Origin of the sequence: Lyngbya aestuarii BL J (assembly GCF_000478195.2) — a bacterium.
GTDB lineage: Bacteria > Cyanobacteriota > Cyanobacteriia > Cyanobacteriales > Microcoleaceae > Capilliphycus > Capilliphycus aestuarii.
The window spans coordinates 35,537-60,421 of the sequence record NZ_AUZM01000006.1; the positions used below are offsets into that span (position 1 = coordinate 35,537).

Sequence of the window (24,885 nt, forward strand, 5' to 3'; positions counted from 1 at the left end):
ATATTTTGCGTTTGATCAAATTAGACAGAATTACGGATTCATTTTAGGTTGATAAATTGCTGTAAAAATCAACCTATAAAGTCTGAGATCGGGTTGAACTTCCATCCGGTATTTAATCCCCCATTTTAGTCATCATCCTTCCCTAAGTTATGACGAAGGTTAGGTGGGTTTGAACAAACTACAATGGCCAATTTAACTATTCTTTCGGACAGTTAGGGATTCTAAAAAATTGAGATATCATGTTAATAGCAGTGTAGTTTAGGGAGAATTAAAAGGGATGATTTAGGGATGTTACAAAACGTTGTAATTTTTTGTCCGGAAGTTCACACAGAGCAATCTGTAGAATACCCAATATTTAGCAGAAAACGACTAGCTTAACAATTTTCTACGGAAAGACAGTGTATATCGAGTTGAGAAAGTCATTCTATGCTTCTTACACGTTCGTGTCCTTGATTAAAATAGGAGAAAGTTAGACAATGGAAGTTATTGTGATTTTTATGGGAATTGCTCTTTATTTAATTTGGGGAGAAGAAAACCAACCAAAGAAAGAGAAACCCAAGGAAGAGTGGCAAGTTGTTGATAAAAAAAGAGTAACGACAGTTGAAGAAAAACCCAAATGATTCTTGTTAGATCAATTTCGGGGTTCTTCTTTGTTAACCCAAAGTTCCCAAAAATTCAGACCCTAGACAAAGACTAATGGCTTGTGTTTAAATGGTGCAAATGCTTCAGCATCAAACCGATATAAACTTGCGGGTCGCCCCGCCCCTCGTGATGTTTTTTTCCCCGTATCGTAGAGAAACCCCAATTTCAGTAAACGGGCGCGAAAATTGGAATAATCAGAAAAGCCTTCTCCCAAAACGGTCGTATAAAGTTGGTACAAATCTCCCAAAGTAAATAATTCAGGAAGTACATCAAAAGCAACGGGACTATATTCAAGTTTGTTGCGTAGCCGTTGATAACCGTATTTCAAGATGTGATTGTGATCAAAAGCCAGTGAGGGAACTTGTTCGAGAGGATACCAAGCAATTCCGGTCACTCCATCGGCAATTAATTCGGCTTCTTCAAACCGAACTAAGGCAAAATAACTCACCGATAAATAACGAATATCATAACTTTCAGGACTTTCACGGGGATCTCGATGCGGCCCCCCAAAAGTATACAGTTGTTCTAAGTATAAATTATTAACGCGAATTTTCTCCGATAAAATCCGATAAGCAGCATCTTCTAAAGATTCTCCCTGGCGGACAAGGGTTCCTGGAAGACTCCAGCGATCGCGAAACGGATCTTCTTGTCGCATCACCAATAAGACCAACAGACGATTTTGGGTCGTATCAACTGAAAAAATAATATTATCGACTCCAACTTTGAAGTCTTCGAGGGGATGAGAAGTGGTTTTTTTTTGGCTGCGTCCTGCCATCTAGTTCTGCTTGAGTTACTGATTTACAATTCAACGGTTCAGTCCGATGAAAATCTTACATGAGTCTAAGTTGCTGATGTTAATTTTAACTCTAGCCTAGAACTCGATGAACTGGGTTTTCTCGAACCCTATTGAGAAGACTGATACAAACTATTTTGTTCAATATACACTTGAATTGCAGGCGTTAAGGTTTCTGGATCTCCGTTTTCGCGATAGTTTGACGAAGAAACAGGTAAGCCAGTGATCGAAGCGATCGCCACATTTCCCCCAATTTGTTGTAGCGTTTTGATCTTCTCATCCTCAACTTGATAACCAGGGCGAGGAATAACTAATAGATTAACTTGACTCAATAATGCTTCTATCTTATACCAACTCGGCATCTGGGCGATTAAGTCAGAACCGACAACTAAATGTAACTCGGCATCTGGCCAGTATTGTTGAACCCCTTGTACCGTTTCGAGGGTACGACGACTGCTGAGTTCTTGGTGAAGGGCGATATTATCGTCAGGAGAAATATCCTCAATTAAAATTTTCAGCATGGTTGTCCGATGTTCTATTGCGGTCTGGTGAGACTTAAACGGGTTATCGGATGCCCAGACGACCACTTGATCAAAATGTTGAGATAACCAACTCAAAATTTTTTGATGGCCTGCGGTTGGGGGATCGGCGCTGGTGCCAAATAGAGCAATTTGCATTCGGGAACAGGATAAACTATGGCATTATATCTTAAAAAAGCAGGGGCAATTCATCAACTGCCCCGACCTATAAACGACTCTGTTGTTTGAGAAACCGGATTTTAAAGTTTAGGACTCTAACGGCGTTTCAATGGGTTCAAATAAGGTAAAGTCTTCTTGACCAATATCCCCCACCGCAACACCCGGTAAAGTTGCGAGAACTTCATCGGTACTGCTAACTTGAATTTGAGTTAGACCCGAAATTTGAGTAATGGTCAGTTGGTCAAAGGTTAACCCTTCACCCAAGACAAACAAATCCTGGCCATCTTCATAGTCTGCAATCAAATCTGTTCCTGACCCTTCAACGAATAAGAAGCGATCGCGTCCGTTACCGCCTAACAGTGTATCACTACCCTCATCCCCAGTAATGAAGTCATTCCCTTCACCCCCATTAACGAGGTCATCGCCTTTTCCTGCGAAAACAATATCATCTCCGTTACCGCCCAGAATCGTATCTGCGTCTGTGTTTCCGAAGATAATATCATTTCCATTTCCACCTTCGATGTAGTCCAAATCACTCTCTTGATCGCCGGGAAGTGTACCGCCAATACCGCCAAAGATCGAGTCATTTCCGGCATCGCCGTAGCAGTTATCATTTCCTTGACCCGCCAAAATCAGATCATCTTCTCCGCCCCCATAGATATTATCATCCCCATTTAAAGCGGCGAGAAGATCACTACCCTGGAAGCCGAAAATCTCCTCGCCTTCATCGGTTCCCAATAGTTCATTATCATCTTGATCTCCTTCGATAATATTAGTTGTGGTATTGGGTGGACGAACCGGAATTTCGACGTCAACGGCAGGAACAGGAGGTTCTGGGGTTTCGCCGTCATCGTCGTCGTCATCATCACCGTCATCATCATCTTCACCATCATCGACAGGGGGTTCTTCTTCATCATCATCGTCGTCGTCATCATCTTCACCATCATCGACAGGGGGTTCTTCTTCATCCTCGGGTAAGGGGGGAATTTCAGGAATGATAAACGGTGATACGTTGAACTCAAAACTGGTTTCGGCTTCGGCTTCCCCATCACTAGCAACGACGGTAACATTAAACGTTCCTTCATTAACAGGCGTTCCGATAATCAACCCAGTATTTTCATCGAGGGTTAACCCCGCAGGTAAATTCTGACTACTAAAGGTCAACGGATCTTCATCATCATCGTTGAAATTATTAGCAACATTGAGGTTAAAACCAATATTGACCTCTCCGGTTTGACTGGGGATATCCTCAACCACAACAGGCGGAATATTTTGTTGTTCAATAACAGTTAAGCTGGCGGTTTGGAAGGTTTCACTAAAAGCAGTGGTTTGACCGGTTTGAGTAACATTAGCAAAACTTCCGCTTTCTCCAAAAGTTCCATCCCAAGCAAAGAATGTAATTGCGCGTTCAAGGGTGCCTGTAAACTCACCGCTTGCAATAAAACGAATTTGGAAGGTTGCACTCAAAAGTATTGCATTTTCTGGGGAAACGCCAGTAATCTCGATCCAACTTTCGCCATTATTGCTAGAATATTCCCAACTTCCGTTTGTGTTATCAACCCCCGCGATCGCAATTCCGATATCATCATCATCACTATCATTGCTAATTTCCCCAACAAAATCAGCGATCGAAATCCCTTCTAGGTTATCAGGGTTGGAGAGGTTTTGCAACTCACCCAAACTCAAGTCATCGGGAAGATCTTCTGAGAAAACCGGGGCGCTATTTTGGGCGGTAATTGAATAAGCTGTTGTGGTTCCGCTAACTTCGTTACTAACAATTAATTGTGGGTTTTCTCCCGGTACAAAAGTAATCCCTTCTGGGGCAAGATCTCCGGCTGTTCCTGCTTCTGGATCACCGCTAAAGTCACGGGGGTTAATGTATTCGATAAACTGAGGTTGGCTAGGGTTGGTAATATCATAAGACATAATCCCGCCCATCCGTTCTAAACTGATGAAAGCGTAAGTTTTTTCGTCTATTTCACCAATTGCAACGCCTTCGGTTTCTGGTCCTTTATCGTTACTGCGGTTATCAAATTCGTTTTCATCGTTGGTAGTATTGAAGAAGTCGGGGAACTGTTGGGCAATAATCTGTTCAAATTGATCACCACTATCAAACACTAAGTTTAAACCGTCTTCTGTGGGTTCCCAGATGGAAAAAGATCGACCCCCAAAAGCATAAAGTTCGTCAAAGTCACCATCGCTGTCTGTATCTCCAAGTGTAGTGGTGACTTCCAAACGTCCTAAATTTTCATCAAGTTGTAACTCGGCTGCATTCGGGAAAGCGGTAGGATCAAGGATCAGATCTGCGATATCGGCTTCTTCACCAAAAGTGTCATAGTCACGACTATCGCCTTCATTCGCTGTGACAATATAGGTGACACCATTTGCTTCATAAGTTGCAATTCCGTCGGGCTGATACATCCCAAACAGGTTTTGATAGGTGGTGATATTAATAGCCTCGTCTCGATCACTCGCATCTAGAGGAATTTGGCTATGATCTTTGAAGCCAAGCGGGAAAATATCTGTTACCGTACTGGTGGCAATATCAACAACTGCGATCGCATTATTTTCTTGCAAACCCACATAAGCAGTCGTTGAGTCTGGGGAAACAGAAATAAACTCAGGTTCGACGTCTTGGGCGACGGTAGCATTCGGCCCAAAAATTCGGACTCCGGCTTGTTTTAACTCGTCTATTTGGTCGTTAAAATCGGTAAAGGTTGCGGTTGTAACTTCCCGAGTTTCAACGTCAATAATGCTAATTGAACCTTCTGGATCAACAGTATAATCAGCATTGGGTTCGCCTTCGTTTGCAACTAGAATTTTACTCCCATCGGGGGTAAACGTGACCATATCCGGTAACGCCCCGGCTATAATAGATTCGCCTTGAATATTTCCCGACCTATCGAGGAAGATAATTTGACCGTTTTCTTGACCGACATTCGCTTCCACGGCAACGGCAAGTAAACCCTCAAAGATTGTCACACTATTAACAACACCGCCAAAGGATGAGAGGTCAACTCGTTGAAATAATGTCGGTTCAGCCGGGTTTGAAAAGTCGAGAATATCGAGACTCACATCAGCATTATTGGTGACAAATGCCCGTTGAGTCGTGGTATCAAAAACGTTGATTTGACTGGCAGAATCATCAAAAATTCCTGTTTCAAACCGTCCTTGAACCTCTAATATCTTTTCTCGGGGTTGAGGTTGAGGCGGTTGAGGGGGAGGAGTCTCTGTTTCGATTTGTTGAATGCGTTGATCTTGTTCTGGGGGGGTGTCTTCTTGGGTGAATGCGGGAGTATTTGCATCTTCATCAACCGGGAAGGTTTCCGCCAAATATTCAGCTAACGCATCTTGTTCGGTTCCATCATCTGCAAAGGTTTCTAAGTTAGTTTCGGGGGCTGGTTGTTCGACTAAATTAACCCGATTTTCCCCAAACAACGGGAAGGGATAACTATCACCACCCCCCGCTAAAAACCCTAACGTTACCAAACGAATTTCGCGGTTTTCATTCCCAATGATTTCCCCATTTTCAACGACGGTATCAACAGCCGTCCCGTCTTCATCAACAATTTCTAAACTAACAATTCGTTCCCCTTCGGTAGCGACACCCGTTGCATTTTGGTTGTCATCCCGTTCAAATTCTATCGCTTGTTGGGTTGGGTCGTAAGTAAACCTTAAACCACCAACTTGGGGAAACTGTCCGGGTGTCGAACCGGGGGCGACACCAGCAACACCATGTTCTAGAATTTGTTTGAGTTCTGTTGCGGTTACAGTTAATAGCGATAAATCATTATTAAACCGCAGGGCATTTTCGATGTCGAGTTGAGAAATTTCCCCTTCTTCTTTTAAACCGGGAACCGCTTGGGGAGGAAGTTTTTCTAACTCATCACTCACTCCACCTGGAGGAACAAATGCCACCCCAATATTATCGCGAATTCCGCCCCCATTTTTAATCGAAACGATAACATCTTCGTCGTATTCTTGGGCAATCTCTAAGTTTGCATCTGCACTTAAATTCCCCAAATTTGTTTCTTGAGTGCGAACATCTCCCCGAGTTCCGTTCAGGAAAACGTCTGTTAAACCAAAAACATTGCCCTCTTTGACTTGAACAATTTCATTGATTGCAGAGGTAACTTCAACAATCGTCGGATCGGCAACATCTGCGGGGTTAACGTCTTCTTCATAGACCCGATCCACTCCAGCCTCATCAGTTGCATAGGCGCCGCTTTTTTCCCCAATTCCGGTAATAATTCCATTGGCGTCAAAATCAGCAATTAACCGCCCGACATACTGATAATTTCCATCAGTATTAATCACATAAACGGGTTCATCGCTGGCAGAAGTTTTTTCAATCGGATAGGGGCCGGCTGCGGTGTCACCTTCTCGCAAAATATCGTCTTCGTTGGCGAGTATTGTATTAGAACCTCCCGCCATGATAATATCAACATCGGTGAGCAATTCCGCGAGTTGTTCTTCAACGGAAATTTGCTGCATATGAGCCGCTAAAATGATTTTATCAATCCCCTGATTGACCAGTTCATCGACAGCAGGTTGAATGGTTGCGGCGAGGGCGTTAATATCATCAGGATCAGGCGGCGTAACGGTAATATCGCCGATATTGGCAATAGCAGGTAAGCGAGGCGTAGTGGCACCGACAACCCCAATGGATTCGCCGTTGACTTCAAAAATGACACTATCGGTAATTGTGTTCGGTTGGGGGGCTTCTGCGGGGTCTACGACCAATTCGGCTAAATCGGGTTCGCCCGTAAAATCGAGGTTGGTGGAAAGATAGGGAAAAGCTGTTCCCGGATAACCGCCTTCTGGTATTCCAGGCCCGGTAATTTCTGCGTCGGGTCGGATCAGGGTATTTAAGGCGCCGGGGCCGAGGTCAAATTCGTGGTTGCCAATCGCTGAGGCTTGAAAACCGAGGGCGTTGTTAATTAAAATATCGGCTATTCCGGGTTCGCCGTATATCTCCCGACTGGTATTAAAAAATGGCCCTGCGATAAAAATATCACCGGATGTGAGTTTCAGGGTATTTTCAAATTCGGGATCGGCTTCTAGGGCGTTGAGGACGGCCGAAAAGTTGACTGCATCGGTGATCGCCGGAATTCCCGCTTCCTGGTCTGCGGCGTGGAGAATTTCGAGGGTAAAGGGAGTCCCCGGATCGGTTTCTTCCTCAAAGGCAAGGTCAGCGAAAACCAAACGGTGATCGGAGGCGTCCACCAATTCCGCCTCAGGTGTACCCGGCGCCGGCCAAAAAACTTCCGCCTCCTCTATTTCGAGTTCATCGGAGGGGAGTACATAGTCTACTCGCAGGTTTCCGGGGGCTGCATCGTTGAAGTCTGCGGTATCAAAGGCGGGGTTTCCGGCATGATCGAGGTTGGCGCCGGCTTGGGTGGTTGCGGCGATAGTTCCTCCGTTGCTATCTGGGGTAATATTTACATCGGTTGCAGAGGCGAGAATGTTGGGATTTTCTATCAGTTGTGAAATCGCATTATCAAAGCTATCCCCATCAAACGGATCGGCATTTTGGTCGCCCATAATGACAAAGGCTGAACCTTCTGCAAGTCCGCCTGTTGTACCTGTATCATCGACGATATAATCTCCGGAATTTGGAGTTACATAGTCTGCCCAAAACCGAATTTCATCGTGATTTCGACGCCCGTTTCGGTCTTCTTCTCCGTCAAAGGTTGGGGGTGTGGGGTGAGAGGCGAGGACGTGAATAATCTCACCATCAACTTCTAATGGGATATCCCAATGACTTTTTGATGATAGCGGTAATACGGCTAATTCTTCTTCGGAATACCAGTCGTTGGGTTCGGGTGTTGTTGGATCGTCGGGTAATAACGCATTCGGCATATCTTTCCAGAGAAAGTTTTGAAAGGTCCGAATATTTTCTGTATCAATGGGATATTTTGATAATAATACCATCCCAAATTGACCGGGAAAATTACCAAATCCCAAAGCATCATTAGCATAACCGTTGTTTACGCCCGGAGTGGTAACAGTTTCGCCGTTATTATCGAGGTCAAATCCCGATGCAACGCCCGTATTAGAAGGGGCGACGTAAACAAAAGGATATTCAACGGGTGTCTGACCATTTTGGCTAACTTCTAGATAGTTATCCCGGAATAAATCAATAGCCGCGTTGGGTTGATCGGCATTATAATCAAACTCATTAATCAGCAAGACATCGGGATTAACTCGCTGAATTATCTCGGCGATCTCTTGCGGATCATTGTCGTTGTCGTCTGGGTCTGGCGGATTATCGGGTGTGGTCAGGTCGGCAATGAGTTCACCTTCTTCACCCCGAAAAAGAGAAGCGTTAAATGTAGCAAATCTCATGGTAATTAATTCCCCTCACTAACCAAGTTGATTGAACTTAAATTTAAACTTTAGGACGGCAATAAAAGAATTATTCCATTGTTTGATTAATTGCTGACCGACCTTCTAAAAAATTGATAATTTTACCAAAAATTGCAGGATTCAGAATACAACAATCTAGTCAGAATTAGCGTTACTCTAGCAATGGGTATTTGCTGAGGTATTTGACAATGGAAAGTTTGCAGCCTGATGATATCAGTATTATTGGGTTGGGGAGAAGCTTTGAGAAGGCGATCGCCCGATCTCATCGAGTAGCAATAGATGTCTATTCACTTCTCCAGTGGTTAATAATGCTGATATCGTTTAGATATGATACTATAAAATCGGCAAATCGCAAAGATAAACTGAGTTGTTATTTATCAAAAACACTTGCTCGGTTTAATCCGTATATTCACAGGAAAAGACAGTAATAGATCGTGGGTCGGGATTCTCATCAAGAGTTCGAGAGCGATAGTATTAACAATAGGTTAAATTTACCGGATCGTTGGGTTAATTGTTTTTCTCATCCTTGAACGGTGGAAAAAAGCTTCATACACTCTAGTTTTGATGGAATTGTAGAGGAGAGATTTACTGGGCTGATTTCAAAATAATACAATGACGACGAGGACGCAAGATGATTCCTTTTCGTTCTAATTTTTGCATCATTCGAGTTACACTCACTCGGGTTATGCCTATCACATCGGCGATTTCTAAGTGAGTTAACCGGACATCAATTAATAGTCCTAACTCGGTCACATTTCCAAACTTTTTCGCTAACCAATTTAAGAAATTTAGTAATCTTAAATCGGTGCTTTGAGTTTGAACAATGCTGTGCAGTTCTTGGGCTTGTTGGATATGAGAAAGAATTGAATCCAACTCCTGTGACCAATCTTGAGGAGGAATCAAACTCACTCTTACAGGGGTCAAACACTCGACTTGAAAGGGGTCGAGTCGTGATAGCGGTTGACCAATCACATCTCCAACACCCCAATATCCTAAACTAATTTGATTTCCTTCTTGATTCCAAGTCATAGTGCGGACGATTCCAGACTCTATTTTCCAGAGGGCTTCTGGCATCAGGGGAATCAAATCACGTCTGTAAAAATCACGAGATTTTTGATCAGAATTTTGACTAGAAGGAAGTACAGCAAGCGTCGAGATCGTCACAATTAAGACCCTTATGAATGCTTACACCTTACCCTACACCTGAGAGGTTAACTAAAGGTTTAATTTAGGTTAAATTTTGATAAATTTGAGGAAAATTGAAAGAAAGTTATACATCAACAAAAAAGCAATTAATGCAGTTACAATTGTTACATTTAAACAGGAGTATTTGAAAGAGACTACACTGACTTGTTTTTTAAATTAATCTAGATCAAAAAATTCTAGATAAATCCGACTCAACTTTCCCTTTTTGAGCAGATGTTTTGAACAAAGCCTTAAGTTATCGTAATACTAAGACTGGACATTGAGCAAATCGAATTACTCGTTCGGTCACTGAACCCAACATAAACCGACTAATTCCTCGTCGCCCATGAGTGGGAATCACTATCAAATCTGCATTTTTTTCCTGAGAAAAGTCAACTATTTTTTCAGACGGATGTCCGATTTCTACATAAATTTGTATTCCTTGATGTTCGGGTTGGTTTAAGACTTCCTCTAACTTTTTATGAGCATTATTCTTGCGAACTTCATCATCTAGAGTATTCCAAATCATCGCCGGATCGGTAGCCTGAAGTGCTTCTAATATATGAACAGCATGAATTTGATTGGGAGATTTTACATACTCTAATGCTGTAGCAATCGCCGTTAGGGAAAGTTCTCCAAAGTCAACCGGAACAACTACGCAGTTTTTTTCAATTGCACTCATCTTGCTTTCCTCAACATATTTTATCGACGGTCGGATTCTATTATCTCATTAATGAGCTATTGTGACTCACGATATTTCTAAAACTTTACGTTATAGGTCTTTTAATTCTGTTTGATTTGGGGTTCATATTGGTGCATTTTCCCTGATTTTAGACGACTCATATAGTCTTTCAAATCGGCGGCAACTTCTCCAGACATGAGGTAACATCCAATTAAGTTTGGAAAAGCCATGGCTAATAACATCATATCCGTAAAATCTAGGGCAGCACCGACGCCAATACTCGCCCCAACTGTGACCCCCAAAATATAAATAATTTTCGGAATTAAGAGAGTTTGACTTCCAAATAAATACGTCCAAGAAATCATTCCTTGATAAGCAGTGCCAATCATTGTAGAATAGGCAAATAAAAAAACAGCAACCGCGAGTAAGTAGGGAAACCAACTAAACACCTGGCTAAAAGCAGCAGCCGTCATCTTTACTCCGGCTAAATCTCCACCGATATTTTGATAAATTTCATTTTGATATTCTCCAGTAATTACAATCACTAAAGCGGTCATATTACAAATAATAATTGTATCAATAAATGGTTCAAGTAAAGCCACTAAACCTTCCCGAATGGGTTCATTCGTTTTAGCTGCCGCATGGGGAATAGATGCCGTTCCTAAGCCCGCTTCATTAGAATAGGCTGACCGTCTTAAACCGATTGAAAAGGTTGTCCCAAATCCACCTGCAACCATTGCTGAAGGTGCAAATGCTTCGGTGATTATCTGAGCAAAAGCCGAGGGTATTTGAGTGAAATTTACAGCTAAAATCCACAAACAAGCGAGAATATAAATAACCGCCATTGCTGGAACAATACGACCCGCCACAGCCCCAATTCGTTTCATGCCTCCCAAAATAACAATTGCCACTAAAATTGCGACAATAATTCCATATATTCCCGGTGATAAATTCGGGAAAACGTTAACAACTGCGGCATAGGATTGTAGGGTTTGAAAGATACTCGCCCCGACTAACGTTGAGAGTCCACAAAAGAAAGCAAATAATGTCGCCATTCCTTGTCCAAACTTGCTAAAACCTCGCCGTGATAATCCTTTTGAGAGGTAATACATAGGCCCGCCCGCAACGCTTCCATCGGGGTTAATATTGCGGTATTTTAAGCCTAAAGTCACTTCTGTAAATTTACTTGTCATTCCAAATAAACCGCCCAATGTCATCCATAAAACTGCTCCTGGGCCACCGAGTTGAATGGCAATGGCAACCCCGGCAACATTCCCAATTCCAACGGTTCCTGAAACGGCAGTTGCTAGGGCTTGAAAGTGGGTGACTTCGCCGGGTTCGTTGGGGTCATCGTATAGACCTCTTACAATATCAATGGCGTGTCGAAATCCTCGAATATTGATCAATTTCATTCTAAAAGTCAGGAAAATTGCCCCGATAATTAACCACAGAACAATTAATGGAAAACCCGCAATATTGTAAAAGATAATAGCATCAAGAACATTGACGATATTTTGAAAGATTTGATCAATAACGGTAAAGATTCCGCCAGGTTGTTCGGTAGGGGCGGCTAGGGCTATCCTTTGAGTTCCCAACAGAATAATTGTGATTAATCCCAATATTTTTATTTGGATTTTTAGAATGAGTTTGAAAGACAATTTTTTCTCCTGAAATCTTGTATAAAATGATATTATATTTTATAAATTAACCGAGATAAAAAATGTGATCTACAATACAAGCTATTCTCGGGTAAAAATCAGACTTTAATAATAAGTCTGATTGGGATTGCTCATCCTGCATACCTAGATGAGAGGGGAAGAAATGTTGAGTTGAAGAAACAGAGATAATAGGATAGTCTGAAGATATAAGATACCTATTTTTTGACTCTCATACTTGAGGAGTAAAACTGTTAAGTCTTTCGGAGGATGTCGAACTATGTCACAAAAAATAGCAGTTGCAGTCACTCATGGACTTGGGAATGGTGAACCCAAAATTAAACACAATCAGGTTCGAGAACCGAATTTCTTAACGACACTCAAAGAGAATTTATTCAAGCAATTTCAGCAATTGGGTTTATCCGAAGCCGAAGTGAATTCAAAATTTGAGTTTGTGCCGATTTATTGGGCGCCTGTTTTGCAAGTTCCTCAAAATAAACTTTGGCAAAAACTAAAACAAGGTAATGAAATGCGATGGCTTGGTTTACGAGAATATTTGTTATCTTTTGTCAGTGATGCGGTTGCTTATCAACCCACTCCTCATAAACGCCATGTTTATGATGCCATGCACGGTGTTTTTTCACAAGCCCTTCATAAATCGGCTGTCCTCGCTGGAGAAAAAGCACCTTTGTGTGTGATTTCCCACAGTTTAGGAACCGTTATTGCAGAAAATTATTTCTATGAATTGCAGGTTCATTATGAAAGCAAAGGAAAAAATTATAACTTCATTAACCCTGTGTTACGGTTGATGGGTAATACTCCCATTGAACGCGGAGAAACACTCAGTTTATTTTATACGATGGGGAGTCCGCTTGCTTTGTGGACTGTTCGCGATCCAAATTTTGGTCAACCCATTCAATTTCCACCGCCGAAATTGTCAACGCATCATCCGAATATTCAACCGGAGTGGGTTAATTTTTACGATAAAGATGATGTTATCGGATTTCCCTTAAAAAGTATTAATGAGGCTTACAATCAAGCAGTGACTCAAGATAAACAGGTGAATGTTGGCGGTTGGACTCAGAGTTGGAATCCGATGTCACACAATAATTACTGGACGGATGATCGGGTTAATTGTTATGTGGCTGAAGCGTTAGTTTCCCTATGGAATCGTGTTAATTGATGCTGTTATTTGTTCCGAAATTTATCAACATAAAAGTAGGATAAGCAATGCCCATCCTACTGTTTTTAAGCAAGATACTTAACTTTTTTCAGTGATTGATTGTAATGCGGGAGCAATGGTAAAATTGCCATAGGCAAGTTCACTAACTGCACTCCATTGATAAATATTTTCTCGAAAAGTTTTCCACTGTTCATAAATAGTTTTAAACGTGGCATCTTGACTCGCATTTTCATCATAAATTTCAAAGGCTTGTTGTTGTGCTGCGGTCATAATTTCTGGGCTAAAAGCCTTGAGTTGAGTTCCGCCTTCTATCATCCGTTTTAGGGCAATCGGATTTTCACTATCATAGGTGGATAAACATTCCATATTTGCTTCTACGGCGGCAGCTTTGATAATTTCTTGATATTCTTTGGGCAGCTTATTCCAGGCATCTAAATTAATCTGTAAATCAAAACTTGATCCCGGTTCCCACCAGCCCGGATAATAATAAAATTGTGCGGCTTTGTTTAAACCTAATTTCTCATCATCAAACGGCCCAACCCATTCGGCGGCATCAATGGCACCCCGTTCTAATGCGAGAAAAATTTCACCGCCCGGTAATACCTGTACATTCACTCCTAAACGAGATAATACTTCTCCCCCTAAGCCGGGAATTCGCATTTTTAAACCCTGTAAATCATTAACAGTATTTACTTCTTTTTTAAACCAACCGCCCATTTGTACACCCGAATTTCCCGCCGGAAAAGCGATAGTATTAAAGTCAGAATAAAGCTTGTGCATTAAATCTAATCCACCGCCTTTATACAGCCAAGCATTTTGTTGTTGAGCGTTTAATCCAAACGGAACAGCCGTGCCAAATGCTAAAGCCGGATTTTTGCCGATATAATAATAACTGGCAGAGTGACCACATTCAATTGTTCCCTGTTGTACCGCATCTAAAACTTGCAAACCCGGTACAATTTCACCCGCCGCAAACACTTGAATGGTAAACCGTCCATCTGTCATTTCGTTAACTCTTTGAGCGACTCTCTGAGCGGCACCGTAGAGGGTTTTTAAGGACGTTGGCCAACTGGTTGCCATTTTCCAGCGAACGTTCGGTAAGGCTCCCCCAGTGGTGCTTGTGGTGTTGGTGGGGCTACAGGCAGCCAGGGCAGCAGTCGTGGCGGTGGCAGTGGCAGCATAGCTTAAAAGAATGCGTCGTTTCATGGGTTAAAATTAAGGGTAAAGTTAGGATATTAACAAGTGATTGAGATGAAATTTGTGATTCGATTCAATTTTAACAAAGTCGGGATCAACTCAGGTTAAGAAATATAAATTATTTTTGATCTATTTCTAGTTTGCTATTAGCGATTACCCAGTTATTATAAGCGAGTTCTCCGACAGCATTCCAAGTGAAAACGGCATCTCTAAATTTTTTCCAAGGCTGATAAGTTTGCTGAAAAGATTGACTCTCGGCTGATTTGTCCTGAAAGAGTTCTACAGATATTTTTTGAGCAGCTTCTAGAATTTCTGGACTAAAGGTTCGCAATTCTGCTCCATTTTTGATCAATAAATTTAAGGCTTTCGGGTTTTGAGCTTCGTATTTTGCTAAACATTCCATATTGGCTTCAATTGCAGAAGTTTTGAGAATTTCTTGATAGACTTTGGGGAGTTTTTTCCAAGCCATTAAATTCACTAATAAATGTAAGCTTGGTCCGGCTTCCCACCAGCCCGGATAATAGTAAAACTTTGCCGCATTATTTAATCCTAACCGTTCATCATCATAAGGCCCTGCAAATTCTGCGGCATCAATGGCACCCCGTTCTAAAGCCAAAAAAATTTCACCACCCGGTAAGACTTGAACGTTGACACCTAAACGGGATAAAACCTCTCCCCCTAACCCCGGAATTCGCATTTTTAAACCTTGTAAATCAGCGACGGTATTAATTTCTCGCTTGAACCATCCCCCCATTTGAACCCCCGTATTTCCAGCCGGAAAAGCGATAGTATTAAAGTCAGCATAAATCTGATTTAGAGCCTCATTTCCACCACCTTTATACAGCCAAGCATTTTGTTGTTGAGCATTTAACCCAAACGGAACAGCCGTGCCGAATGCTAAAGCCGGATTTTTGCCAATATAATAATAACTGGCAGAGTGACCACATTCGACTGTTCCTTGTTGTACCGCATCTAAAACTTGCAAACCCGGTACAATTTCACCCGCCGCAAACACTTGAATGGTAAACCGTCCATCTGTCATTTCACTCACTCGTCGCGCCACCGTTTGAGCCGCACCATAGAGGGTGTCGAGGGAAGTTGGCCAGCTGGTGGTCATTTTCCAGCGGATTTGGGGTTGGGATTGCGCTTCCACAGCCACAGATGTAGGATGAGTAAGAGCAGCTAAAGTCGCAGTTGTTGCTCCCCCTGTCGTTATGGAGTTGAGTAGGTGTCGGCGTTTCATCTGGAACCAAAAAGTGAGTAAGGTGTTGTAGATTTGAATCTAAGTTAGTCATCTACGTTACACTTATGGACAACCCCCGATCATATCAAGATTAATTGAACTTAGAGATTAAGATATTTAACAAAAGGGCGATCACATCTAGAATTAATTGTAAAAATTGTGTGATTGAGTGCGAAATGACTGGGTTTGACTCTCATTACAATAATGAGGTAGACGTTGAACGTCAATGTTTCTACAATGAATTAGCATTGAAGGGTATGGATGATGAATGAACGTAAAACGCTGATTGTGGCTTTAACTATTATTATCTTGGGTTCATTAGGTTTAGTTTGGCGCACAAAATCTGTACAAAGTAAAGTGATTTTAGAGACGGAAACCCAGGTTGAAAACCTCGGAGATCTCAATCAAATCTCTCAGCCAGAACAGCTAGAAAAGGCTAAACAGGAAATTGAATCTGCTTTACTGACTTTGGATAATATACCGACTATACCTGTTGTTGCTCCCGCACCACAAGCTGTTACGGAAAACCTCGATCAATACTCAGCTAAACTCGATGAAATTGAGCAAAGATTGCAACAAAAAGCAGCAGGAGAACAGGGTATAGAAGCGGCTAAAAAGTTAGCTTGGGAAGCGGCAAAGTTAGTTCAAAATGCGCCCCATCCCGCAGAAGTTTGGCAACAAGCACAGCAAAAATGGCAACAAGCCATGACTCAACTGATTAATATTCCTGAAGATAGCTCGGAGTTTGCAACTGCTCAAGCTAAACTACTAGACTATCAGAAAAATTATGACATTGTTAATCAATATTATGAAAAGGCTAAACAAGCAGTTAAACTGAATAATCGAGCGATGAAACTTATTGAGTCGGGTGATTATCAAGAAGCAATTTCAACCCTCAATCAAGCGGTTAATCTCAATCCGGGACAATTAGAAGCTTATCTTAACCGGGGTGTAGCTTATTCAGAGTTAAACAGTCATGCTTCAGCAATTGCAAATTATGATAAAGCCATTCAACTCGCTCCGAATAATGCGGAAGCTTACTATTATCGCGGGGATGAATATTTGCAAGCCGGAAATGCACCAAAAGCCCTAGCTGATTATAACAAAGCAATTCAATTTAATCCTAACTATTCTCAAGCGTATTTAGATCGGGGATTTATTTACTACCAACAGGGAGAGAGTCTAAAAGCGATTGAAGATTTACAAAAAGCGGCGGATTTGTTAGGAAGTCAAGGTGATATTCAGACTCAAAATACGGCGTTAGAGGTGATTCAAGATATCCGCAATTCACTTTAAATGATCAACAGGATAATTGAGATTTTTAAAGCCGACAATTTGTTGATAACAAACCCTACATAGATAAAAACACCATGTAGCAATTCCCATTAACTTGCTGCCATCTTCGAGAATAAAATATAGATTACTGCCATATCCGATATCATCAATTTCTAGGAACTGATCAATGATTAAAGAACTTCCAAAGAATAAAAAAGCCAAACCTAGAAGCAGAAAATATGTCCGCTTAAAAATAATATTTCGATAGTAAATTATATGAAAAATGACCCAAGTTAAAGTTATAAGAATAACCCCTTTTTCGGGGAAGCCTAAGCGAAAGGGAATCACTTTTTCATGCAGCATTAAAAAGTCATCCAGCATCATCCAAGCTGAAATCAATCCAAACCCACCCAGACAATTTTTTATTTTATTTGCTGTTCCTGTTGTGGGTTGAATCAAAAAAAATGTAAATAGACAAACCACTGCACTACAACACCAAGTTAAAATCCCCAGGTTAGAAATAAATCCGGTGTAAACTGGAACTTTTGCAGAAGCAAAAATATCCCGAGTTAATACAGGAACCGGAATCTGATTTTGCCAACTTGAAACGAGTAAAATAATCAAGAAGGGAAGATAAAATATAACTAAACTGACAAGAGTTTTATTGAGGAAAATTTTCTTTAAATTAGACACCGGAAAGTAGAGTTTCATTTTCAAAACTTGAAAGTGAACAAATGAAGGGATTGACAACCCCAAGACAACCCTTCAGTTGTAGGGACTTGCCCGGGGCAATCTATTACCTCAGTTTAACCTATTGTTAATCTAAATTCAAAAGATATCCTCCCTAAGATAGAAATTTTCACCAACTACAGGCAGTTTTAGCCGCTTCTTAGTAAGATAACGCAATTAACCAACAGGTTATCGTCTGTTAACCTTCGGTTGAGGGAATCAAGAGCAGCTAAAATGCTGATATACCGTGATTTCCTGGGGCTATCCTCAGTTATAGAGACCCTAAAGCCCGGATTTCACAGGTTAAGATAAATTTAAGCTTGTTTAACTTGGAGCCATCCCATTGATAGATTTTTCATAATTTTCTAATTTTAAATCAAGACTATCGCCCCTTCGCCTTTAAATAGAAATTCGTTTCGAGAGCAAAGGAATTGATTTTTTACCGTTTTTATAAACCGTTTCTATCCATAGAACTCTGGCTTATTATAAGGTTTATCCCTGACTAATATTAAGAGGATATAAATTACATAAATGTCAAATCATTATTGCGATCGCCTTTCTCACTAAGAAAATAGCGATCGCTTTTATAGCCCATTTAAAAACCGGGTTTTTTGAAAAGTTTTATTAACCCGAAAAAAACCGGGTTTCTAATGTTTGTTAAGACGAGAAAACGATCGCGCATTGATGGGGAAAGAATCAATAGGCGATCGTATCTAAGGAAATGGTGTTTGTAGGATAAGCTTCACAGTCGGCTTATTACTCCATATAACCGACTGTTACAATTAGTGTTTAGTAAGTAGGATTTCCAGTGATGAAAGCCGCAGAAACCCACTTATTAGTATTCTGAATGCGGAACCAGCGATTCTCATTTTTCCTTTCTTTGGGGTCCCAGTGAGTTGTACCAACAGTTGTCGCATCAAAAGTCTGACGGCTGCCACTACTGAAAGAGCCAACTATAGAATTGCTTGTTCCAGGTCCGCTACGGACATTTAAAGTGGTATCTACCGAGCCAGTGAAGAGAGGATTACCAGTAATGAAACTTGCAGAAACCCACTGATTAGTACCGCTTAGACGAAACCATCGCTTATCATTCCGCTGTTCGCGAGAGTCCCAATGGGTCGTACCTCCTGCCACAGCATCAAATGTGCGGCTACTACCAGAGTTGAGAGAGCCAACTACAGAATGGTTTGTTCCAGGTCCGCTGCGGACATTTAAAGTGGTATCTACAGTACCTCGGAAAGCACTTGTTGAAGGTTGAGAAGGTTGAGAAGGTTGAGTAGTTCCTTCAAGATAAACAAACTTAGCTGTGTTAAATGCACTGCTACCAGGAGTAATAGTACGGGAGTTAAACGACATTCTAGCGCTACCCCAATTGGCTTCAGAAATCACGAACGAGCCGTTTGAGTTAACTCGTTCAACAAAGCCAACATGACCTACACTACCTGCTCCACCTTGCCTGGGGTCCCATACAACAAAACTGTTTGGACGAGCCTGACGACCCCATGAACCCGCCTGATCGTCCCACTGACCAGCATTTCCTGTTATTCTGCCTCCGATACCGCTATATTGTTGGATTAAGCCTTTCTCTAAAGCTCGACCGAAAGCATAGTCAGTACACCAGAGACGAGTTCCACCCGTTCCATTAGCTCGTACAAACTTATTACCACTCGAACGATAATGGCTAGAGGAAAGATTGATGCTAAAACTTGACGGCGATGACTGCTCTATTACAGTTTCTTCCCCATTTAATATGACAATTGCAGTATCATCAACAGCTTGCAACACCTCAAGTTCTGATTCCTCGAACTCATTGCCTTGAACAACACCCGAAAAAATTGATCCTTCATCTCCTGGGGTATCAGTGACATTAACTAAGGTATCTATATAATGTCCGTACTCCTCTAATAAAACAGTAGATATATTCTCTACATTCTCGTAATTTTGGGCTAAAAACTCCTCAGAGATGTAGATTGTATTACTGGCAGCAGCAAAAGCGCCATTCGCTCCATTAATATCGGCAGTATAAATGACCTCAATGGGTGGAGTTTCAACAATACCCGCACTCCATTGTTCCGCTAAAGACTGGGCGACTTCAGTATTAAAATGAGCGCCAAATGCTACACCCATCTGAGTGAGGAAATCAGGGCTATTTCCAAACTCTTGTAATTGCTCAACGCTCTGAGTTAAAGCATCAGTCAGGATTCTCGCTTGATGAGCGGGTGAATTCACCTGATTTTCGGCATGAATTCCAATTAATAAATCTGCTGAAAAGCTATCTAAATCAGTAGTTTTATCTAGACTTTCTGTAGAATTAACTGACAGATTGTGAGGCAGAATAATATGATCATAACCTCCAGACACTAGAGTTGAAATCTGGACTGGATTAGTACCGCCTGAAACGGGTAGTTGATTGGCAGCGATTTGCTGTAAAATGTCCTGACTTACTAAGTCAGAATTGATTCCGGCTCCAGCTATCGTTTCACCGTCTTTATCCAAAAAAAACATAAGAGTTCCCGCTTCCTGGTTGATTGTTGATATCCGCCCATCAAGGCAAAAATAATCTGCCTTTATTTATCAATATCTAACCAGAATAAAACTTTGTAAATCCCGCAAATTACGGATTCTGTAAAATAAAAAAAACATCTAACTTCAGTAAAAATACTGAGTGAAACGATAACTGAGTTCACCTTTGATTAATCAAAAAACACAAAATAAATTTGATGTGTTTTAATCCAGTTTCTTGAATTGTAGATGAGATTCAATCAAAAACTCGAAAGCGGATTGATTTTTATCCAAAAGCTTCTCAAACATAGCTAATCTGTTCAAATCTAGCTGGTGGGGGACGAAAGATAAGGTATTTGATTAACTGACTCAGTATACTCATTGAGTTTCAACAAGATCTGATCTAATAGACTAGAAAAAACGAGAGGACTGGAGAGTTATTAAAATTACTTTTTATTGCTGTTTTCCCAAAACTTAAAAACAATTGACCCTTTCGACGTACAATAGAAAAAAGAATCTATTGATCAACGAGGGAGAGAGCCGTCGCTAGTAAACCAACTCTTTCCCTTGTTACTCCTGTTGAATTATTGTTGGAGAAACATTAACCGTGGTTGCACAAGCTCCTGAGACTTACGAAACCAAAACTCAAGAAATCGCCAAACAACTCCTCGCCGCAACGCAAGAGAAGAAACGTTCATTTCTCGGACAGTTGCAAGACCAAATGCGTTGGGATGATAAACTGCTAGACTGGACAATGGCGAACCCCGGACTGCGCGTGCAGTTATTTCATTTTATCGACTGTTTACCCGCCCTGCGAAGCAAACCCGAAATTGCCGCCCACCTGCAAGAATACCTAACCACCGCAGAAGTCGAACTTCCTGACACCTTAAAAAAACTCCTCAACTTTGCCAACCCCGACTCGGCACCGGGAAAATTTGCCGCAACAACCGTCGCCCCCGCAGTTGAAACCCTCGCCCATAAATACATTGCGGGAGACTCCATTCCTCATGTTATTAACACCTTAGAAAAACTGCGGAAAGATAAACTCGCTTTCACCGTTGACTTACTCGGAGAAGCCGTTATTACCGAAGCCGAAGCCCAGGCTTACCTCAACAGTTATTTAGAGTTGATGGAAAAATTCAGTGAAGCGGCGAAAAAATGGTCAACCATTCCTCAAATTGATCAAGCCGACGGACAACCCATTTCTAAAGTTCAAGTTTCCGTTAAATTAACCGCTTTTTATTCCCAATTTGACCCCTTAGATGCCAAAGGAAGTGAAGTCAAAGTTAGCGAACGCATTCGGACTTTACTCCGTCGGGCGGCTGAATTGGGCGCGGCTGTTCACTTCGATATGGAACAATACACCTACAAAGATCTCACCTTCAGCATTTTAAAAAATCTGTTGATGGAAGAAGAATTTCGCAACCGTACCGATATCGGCATGACGATTCAAGCCTATTTACGTGACTCTAAAAAAGACTTAGAAGGTATCATTGAATGGGCAAAATTACGCGGACATCCCGTAACCGTGCGATTGGTGAAAGGAGCCTATTGGGATCAAGAAACCATCAAAGCCATGCAAAATGACTGGCCCCAACCCGTTTATAATGATAAAGCTGCCACCGATGCAAACTTTGAAGAATTGACCCAATTGATGTTAGAAAGTCATCAATACATCTATTCGGCAATTGGTAGCCATAACGTTCGTTCTCAAGCCAAAGCTATTGCGATCGCCCAGACTTTAAATGTTCCCCCTCGCGCCTTTGAAATGCAGGTTTTGTATGGCATGGGCGACCAACTGGCGAAGACTTTAGCCAAACAAGGATATCGGGTGCGGATGTATTGTCCCTACGGTGAATTATTGCCGGGAATGTCTTATTTAATTCGCCGTTTATTAGAAAATACCGCCAATAGTTCGTTCTTGCGTCAAAGTTCAGAAAATCGACCGTTAGAAGAACTGTTAGCCCCGCCCAAACCCAACACCGAAAGCAATATTAAAGACACTTGGAAACCCGTATTTCCCAATGCCGCAGATAGTGATTATGCCGATCCTGTTCAACGGGATAAAGCATTTCAAGCATTAGAAACAGTTCGTCAACAATTGGGTCAAACTTACCTGCCGTTAATTAACGGAAAACGGGAACAAACCGAAACCATTGTTGATTCTGTTAACCCGTCTAACCCCTCAGAAATTGTCGGAAAAATTGGGTTAATTAGTATTGACCAAGCAGAACAAGCATTGGAAGCCGCCAAAGCCGCATTTCCCGCTTGGAAACGGACTCCAGTTCGTCAACGGGCAGGGGTATTACGCAAAGCCGCAGACTTGATGGAACAACGCCGTTATGAGTTGTGTGCTTGGATCGTTTATGAAACTGGAAAAGCGTTACATCAATGTGATGCAGAAGTCTCTGAAGCGATTGATTTTTGTCGCTATTATGCCTCGGAAATGGAACGCTTAGACCAGGGATATAATTACGATACCGCCGGAGAAACGGATCGTTATCATTATCAACCCCGAGGGATTTCTGTTGTGATTTCGCCCTGGAATTTCCCGATAGCTATTCCGACTGGGATGACGGTTGCATCGCTGGTAACGGGAAATTGTACGTTGTTAAAACCTGCGGAAGTTTCATCAGTAATTGCGGCGAAAATTGCAGAAATTTTAGTCGATGCGGGCGTACCAGAAGGGGTATTTCAATATATTCCCTGTAAGGGTTCAACGGTGGGTTCTCATCTGGTAAAACATCCCGATGTTCATATGATTACGTTCACGGGTTCTCAAGAGGTTGGTTCTCGCATTTACGCCGAAGCTGCGGTGTTGCAACCCGGACAAAAACATCTCAAGCGGGTGATTGCAGAAATGGGTGGGAAAAATGCAATTATTGTTGATGAAAGTGCGGACTTAGATCAGGCGGTTGCAGGTGTCGTTTATTCGGCGTTTGGCTACAGTGGTCAGAAGTGTTCGGCTTGTTCTCGGGTGATTGTTTTAGAACCCGTTTATGAGGCGTTTGTTAGCCGTTTAACCGAAGCTGTGCGATCGCTTAATGTGGGGGATGCCGCCCATCCTAGCACGTTTGTCGGTCCGGTGATCGATGCTAATGCCCAAAAGCGGATTTTAGAATACATTGAAATTGGCAAACAAGAAGCTGATCTCGCCATTCAAGTTCCCGCACCGGAAACCGGATATTTTGTTCCGCCAACGGTATTTGTGAATGTTTCACCAACGGGAAAAATTGCCCAAGAGGAGATTTTTGGGCCTGTTTTAGCGGTGATTAAAGCGCCGAATTTTGAGGAAGCGATTCATATTGCCAACGGGACAAACTTTGCATTAACGGGCGGTTTGTATTCTCGAACTCCGTCTCATATTGCGACAGCAAAAGCCGATTTTGAAGTCGGGAATTTGTACATTAACCGCAGTATTACAGGGGCAATTGTTTCCCGTCAACCCTTCGGAGGGTTTAAACTTTCCGGTGTTGGTTCCAAAGCGGGAGGGCCGGATTATTTGTTACAATTCCTCGAACCTCGGACGATAACTGAAAATATTCAACGTCAAGGGTTCGCGCCGATAGAAGGGTTTAGTAACGAGTAGAATATTAGTTAGGGGCATGACAATGTTGTTGTTATGTCCCTAGAAAAATATGTTCTACTTGAGAAGAACACTGATTTTTTATCATTCAACAATTTGGAGATTTTGAGATGAGTGGACTACGAGACTTTCTTCAAGATATTGATCGACGCTATCCTCCTAATACTGATTTTGGGTATATCAGGTATTTAAACAATGAACATATAATAAGATTAATAGAGGAAAATCAAAGATTGAAATATGAAAACAGTGAATTGAAATATGAAAGTGAACGCTTAAAAATTGAATTTCAGGATGAAATTGAACGCTTGAAAATTGATCGAGATACTTTACTCAAATTAATTACTATTCCACCCATTATCAAGTGTAATAATTTCTCTGATTTACCCGAAAATGCCGGAATTATATATTTTATGCAAGAAGAAAATACTCTTTGTGTAAAAATCGGTCATTCTACAGGAATAAGTTCAAGACGTTCTAATCTTCAAACTGGAAATCCGAGAGAACTACATCTTTTAGGATATGTGGAAGGTGATAAAGAACTAGAAAAGGAGTTTCATACAACATATAGAAATTTTAGGATAGAAGGAAGAAGAGAGTGGTATTATAATCCCCCTTTGAGATATTCATACTAATAGCAGATAGCAGGTGGGTGACAACCGATAACTTAATTGTTGAAATCAGAAACTTTTTGATATTATTCACCCTACTGTTAGGCGATCGCTGAAATGTGAAAAACCCGTGTTCAAGTTGTAGGGTGGGTGAAAACCGATAACTTAATTGTTGAAATCAGAAACTTTTTGATATTATTCACCTCACTTGAGGCGATCGCCTAAATTGAAAAAACTGTGTTAAACTAACGTTAGATTAAGATATAATAAATGTGATGGGTTTTGGAAGCGTTCGCTAATGCAAATTAACATTAATCTAGATGAAGAAATGGCTAGAAAATTAGCCTATATTCAACAACAAACCGAGCAAGATGTATTAGAGGTGATTCAGTCTTCCATTGAAATACATTATCAGCAATTGCAACAACAAGCCGATCCTTTAGCAAAGTTAAAGCAAAGTCCGTTTATTGGTTGTTTTCAAGCGGAACCCGACTTAGCCGAAAAATCTGAAGCTATTCTTAGCTCAATGGAGTAA

The 24,885-nt window shown here is 41.5% G+C and carries 16 protein-coding genes; 6 read left to right on the forward strand and 10 right to left on the reverse strand.

What is annotated here, in order from left to right; genetic code table 11:
* Positions 1 to 476: 476 nt before the first annotated feature.
* Positions 477 to 620, forward strand: coding sequence for a hypothetical protein (locus M595_RS30990; protein ID WP_009787199.1), 144 nt, complete (start codon positions 477 to 479; stop codon positions 618 to 620).
* 62 nt (positions 621 to 682) lie between these two features.
* Here the strand turns inward: M595_RS30990 and M595_RS04210 are convergent, their stop codons facing one another.
* From M595_RS04210 to M595_RS04235, 6 genes are all read right to left on the reverse strand, one after another.
* Positions 683 to 1,417 carry an NUDIX hydrolase gene (locus M595_RS04210; RefSeq protein ID WP_023064777.1) on the reverse strand — a complete coding sequence of 245 codons (735 nt, stop codon included), beginning with the start codon at positions 1,415 to 1,417 and terminating at the stop codon, positions 683 to 685.
* Between the two features lie 128 nt (positions 1,418 to 1,545).
* Positions 1,546 to 2,112, reverse strand: a complete 567-nt coding sequence (locus M595_RS04215; RefSeq protein WP_023064838.1) for a nicotinate-nucleotide adenylyltransferase — start codon at positions 2,110 to 2,112, stop codon at positions 1,546 to 1,548.
* Positions 2,113 to 2,220: 108 nt separating this feature from the next.
* A complete protein-coding gene (locus M595_RS30995; RefSeq protein WP_023064856.1) occupies positions 2,221 to 8,481 on the reverse strand; it encodes a choice-of-anchor I family protein in 6,261 nt (2,086 codons plus the stop codon).
* A gap of 606 nt (positions 8,482 to 9,087) precedes the next feature.
* Positions 9,088 to 9,666: a Crp/Fnr family transcriptional regulator gene (locus tag M595_RS04225; RefSeq protein ID WP_023064790.1), complete on the reverse strand. Its 579-nt coding sequence runs from the start codon at positions 9,664 to 9,666 to the stop codon at positions 9,088 to 9,090.
* Positions 9,667 to 9,943: 277 nt separating this feature from the next.
* Positions 9,944 to 10,369, reverse strand: a complete 426-nt coding sequence (locus tag M595_RS04230; RefSeq protein WP_023064842.1) for a universal stress protein — start codon at positions 10,367 to 10,369, stop codon at positions 9,944 to 9,946.
* A 101-nt stretch (positions 10,370 to 10,470) separates the two neighbouring features.
* Positions 10,471 to 12,027, reverse strand: coding sequence for an alanine/glycine:cation symporter family protein (locus M595_RS04235; protein ID WP_023064810.1), 1,557 nt, complete (start codon positions 12,025 to 12,027; stop codon positions 10,471 to 10,473).
* A 277-nt stretch (positions 12,028 to 12,304) separates the two neighbouring features.
* On the opposite strand from M595_RS04235, the gene M595_RS04240 reads away from it, so the two are divergent.
* The gene (locus M595_RS04240) at positions 12,305 to 13,207 is read left to right on the forward strand and encodes a hypothetical protein (RefSeq protein WP_023064770.1); all 903 of its coding nucleotides are present in this window, start codon (positions 12,305 to 12,307) and stop codon (positions 13,205 to 13,207) included.
* 78 nt (positions 13,208 to 13,285) lie between these two features.
* Here M595_RS04240 and M595_RS04245 read toward each other — a convergent pair whose 3' ends face one another.
* Both M595_RS04245 and M595_RS04250 read right to left on the reverse strand, forming a co-directional pair.
* A complete protein-coding gene (locus M595_RS04245; protein WP_023064800.1) occupies positions 13,286 to 14,413 on the reverse strand; it encodes a TRAP transporter substrate-binding protein in 1,128 nt (375 codons plus the stop codon).
* Positions 14,414 to 14,522: 109 nt separating this feature from the next.
* Positions 14,523 to 15,647 (reverse strand): TRAP transporter substrate-binding protein, encoded by a 1,125-nt coding sequence (locus M595_RS04250; protein WP_023064780.1) that lies wholly within the window; start codon positions 15,645 to 15,647, stop codon positions 14,523 to 14,525.
* A 261-nt stretch (positions 15,648 to 15,908) separates the two neighbouring features.
* On the opposite strand from M595_RS04250, the gene M595_RS04255 reads away from it, so the two are divergent.
* Positions 15,909 to 16,943, forward strand: a complete 1,035-nt coding sequence (locus M595_RS04255; protein ID WP_023064843.1) for a tetratricopeptide repeat protein — start codon at positions 15,909 to 15,911, stop codon at positions 16,941 to 16,943.
* On the opposite strand, the gene M595_RS04260 is transcribed toward M595_RS04255, so the two are convergent.
* Together M595_RS04260 and M595_RS04265 are read right to left on the reverse strand one after the other, a co-directional pair.
* The gene (locus M595_RS04260) at positions 16,935 to 17,633 is read right to left on the reverse strand and encodes a DUF8692 domain-containing protein (protein WP_023064862.1); all 699 of its coding nucleotides are present in this window, start codon (positions 17,631 to 17,633) and stop codon (positions 16,935 to 16,937) included. The genes M595_RS04255 and M595_RS04260 overlap by 9 nt on opposite strands.
* An 807-nt stretch (positions 17,634 to 18,440) precedes the next feature.
* On the reverse strand, positions 18,441 to 20,156 hold the full coding sequence (locus tag M595_RS04265) for a CHAP domain-containing protein (protein ID WP_023064872.1): 1,716 nt from the start codon (positions 20,154 to 20,156) through the stop codon (positions 18,441 to 18,443).
* Positions 20,157 to 20,760: 604 nt separating this feature from the next.
* On the opposite strand from M595_RS04265, the gene pruA reads away from it, so the two are divergent.
* The 3 genes from pruA (at position 20,761) to M595_RS04280 (ending at position 24,885) form a co-directional block, all read left to right on the forward strand.
* On the forward strand, positions 20,761 to 23,742 hold the full coding sequence (gene pruA, locus M595_RS04270) for an L-glutamate gamma-semialdehyde dehydrogenase (RefSeq protein ID WP_023064781.1): 2,982 nt from the start codon (positions 20,761 to 20,763) through the stop codon (positions 23,740 to 23,742).
* Positions 23,743 to 23,849: 107 nt separating this feature from the next.
* Positions 23,850 to 24,374, forward strand: a complete 525-nt coding sequence (locus M595_RS04275) for a GIY-YIG nuclease family protein (RefSeq protein WP_023064775.1) — start codon at positions 23,850 to 23,852, stop codon at positions 24,372 to 24,374.
* 274 nt (positions 24,375 to 24,648) lie between these two features.
* Positions 24,649 to 24,885 (forward strand): hypothetical protein, encoded by a 237-nt coding sequence (locus tag M595_RS04280; RefSeq protein ID WP_023064812.1) that lies wholly within the window; start codon positions 24,649 to 24,651, stop codon positions 24,883 to 24,885.

Excerpts from the sequence above, each read along its gene's own strand:
- M595_RS30990 (WP_009787199.1), top strand. The coding sequence starts at position 477 with ATGGAAGTTATTGTGATTTTTATGGGAATTGCTCTTTATTTAATTTGG.
- M595_RS04210 (WP_023064777.1), bottom strand. The coding sequence starts at position 1,417 with ATGGCAGGACGCAGCCAAAAAAAAACCACTTCTCATCCCCTCGAAGAC.
- M595_RS04215 (WP_023064838.1), bottom strand. The coding sequence starts at position 2,112 with ATGCAAATTGCTCTATTTGGCACCAGCGCCGATCCCCCAACCGCAGGC.
- M595_RS30995 (WP_023064856.1), bottom strand. The coding sequence starts at position 8,481 with ATGAGATTTGCTACATTTAACGCTTCTCTTTTTCGGGGTGAAGAAGGT.
- M595_RS04230 (WP_023064842.1), bottom strand. The coding sequence starts at position 10,369 with ATGAGTGCAATTGAAAAAAACTGCGTAGTTGTTCCGGTTGACTTTGGA.
- M595_RS04240 (WP_023064770.1), top strand. The coding sequence starts at position 12,305 with ATGTCACAAAAAATAGCAGTTGCAGTCACTCATGGACTTGGGAATGGT.
- M595_RS04245 (WP_023064800.1), bottom strand. The coding sequence starts at position 14,413 with ATGAAACGACGCATTCTTTTAAGCTATGCTGCCACTGCCACCGCCACG.
- M595_RS04250 (WP_023064780.1), bottom strand. The coding sequence starts at position 15,647 with ATGAAACGCCGACACCTACTCAACTCCATAACGACAGGGGGAGCAACA.
- M595_RS04255 (WP_023064843.1), top strand. The coding sequence starts at position 15,909 with ATGATGAATGAACGTAAAACGCTGATTGTGGCTTTAACTATTATTATC.
- M595_RS04260 (WP_023064862.1), bottom strand. The coding sequence starts at position 17,633 with ATGAAACTCTACTTTCCGGTGTCTAATTTAAAGAAAATTTTCCTCAAT.
- M595_RS04265 (WP_023064872.1), bottom strand. The coding sequence starts at position 20,156 with ATGTTTTTTTTGGATAAAGACGGTGAAACGATAGCTGGAGCCGGAATC.
- M595_RS04275 (WP_023064775.1), top strand. The coding sequence starts at position 23,850 with ATGAGTGGACTACGAGACTTTCTTCAAGATATTGATCGACGCTATCCT.
- M595_RS04280 (WP_023064812.1), top strand. The coding sequence starts at position 24,649 with ATGCAAATTAACATTAATCTAGATGAAGAAATGGCTAGAAAATTAGCC.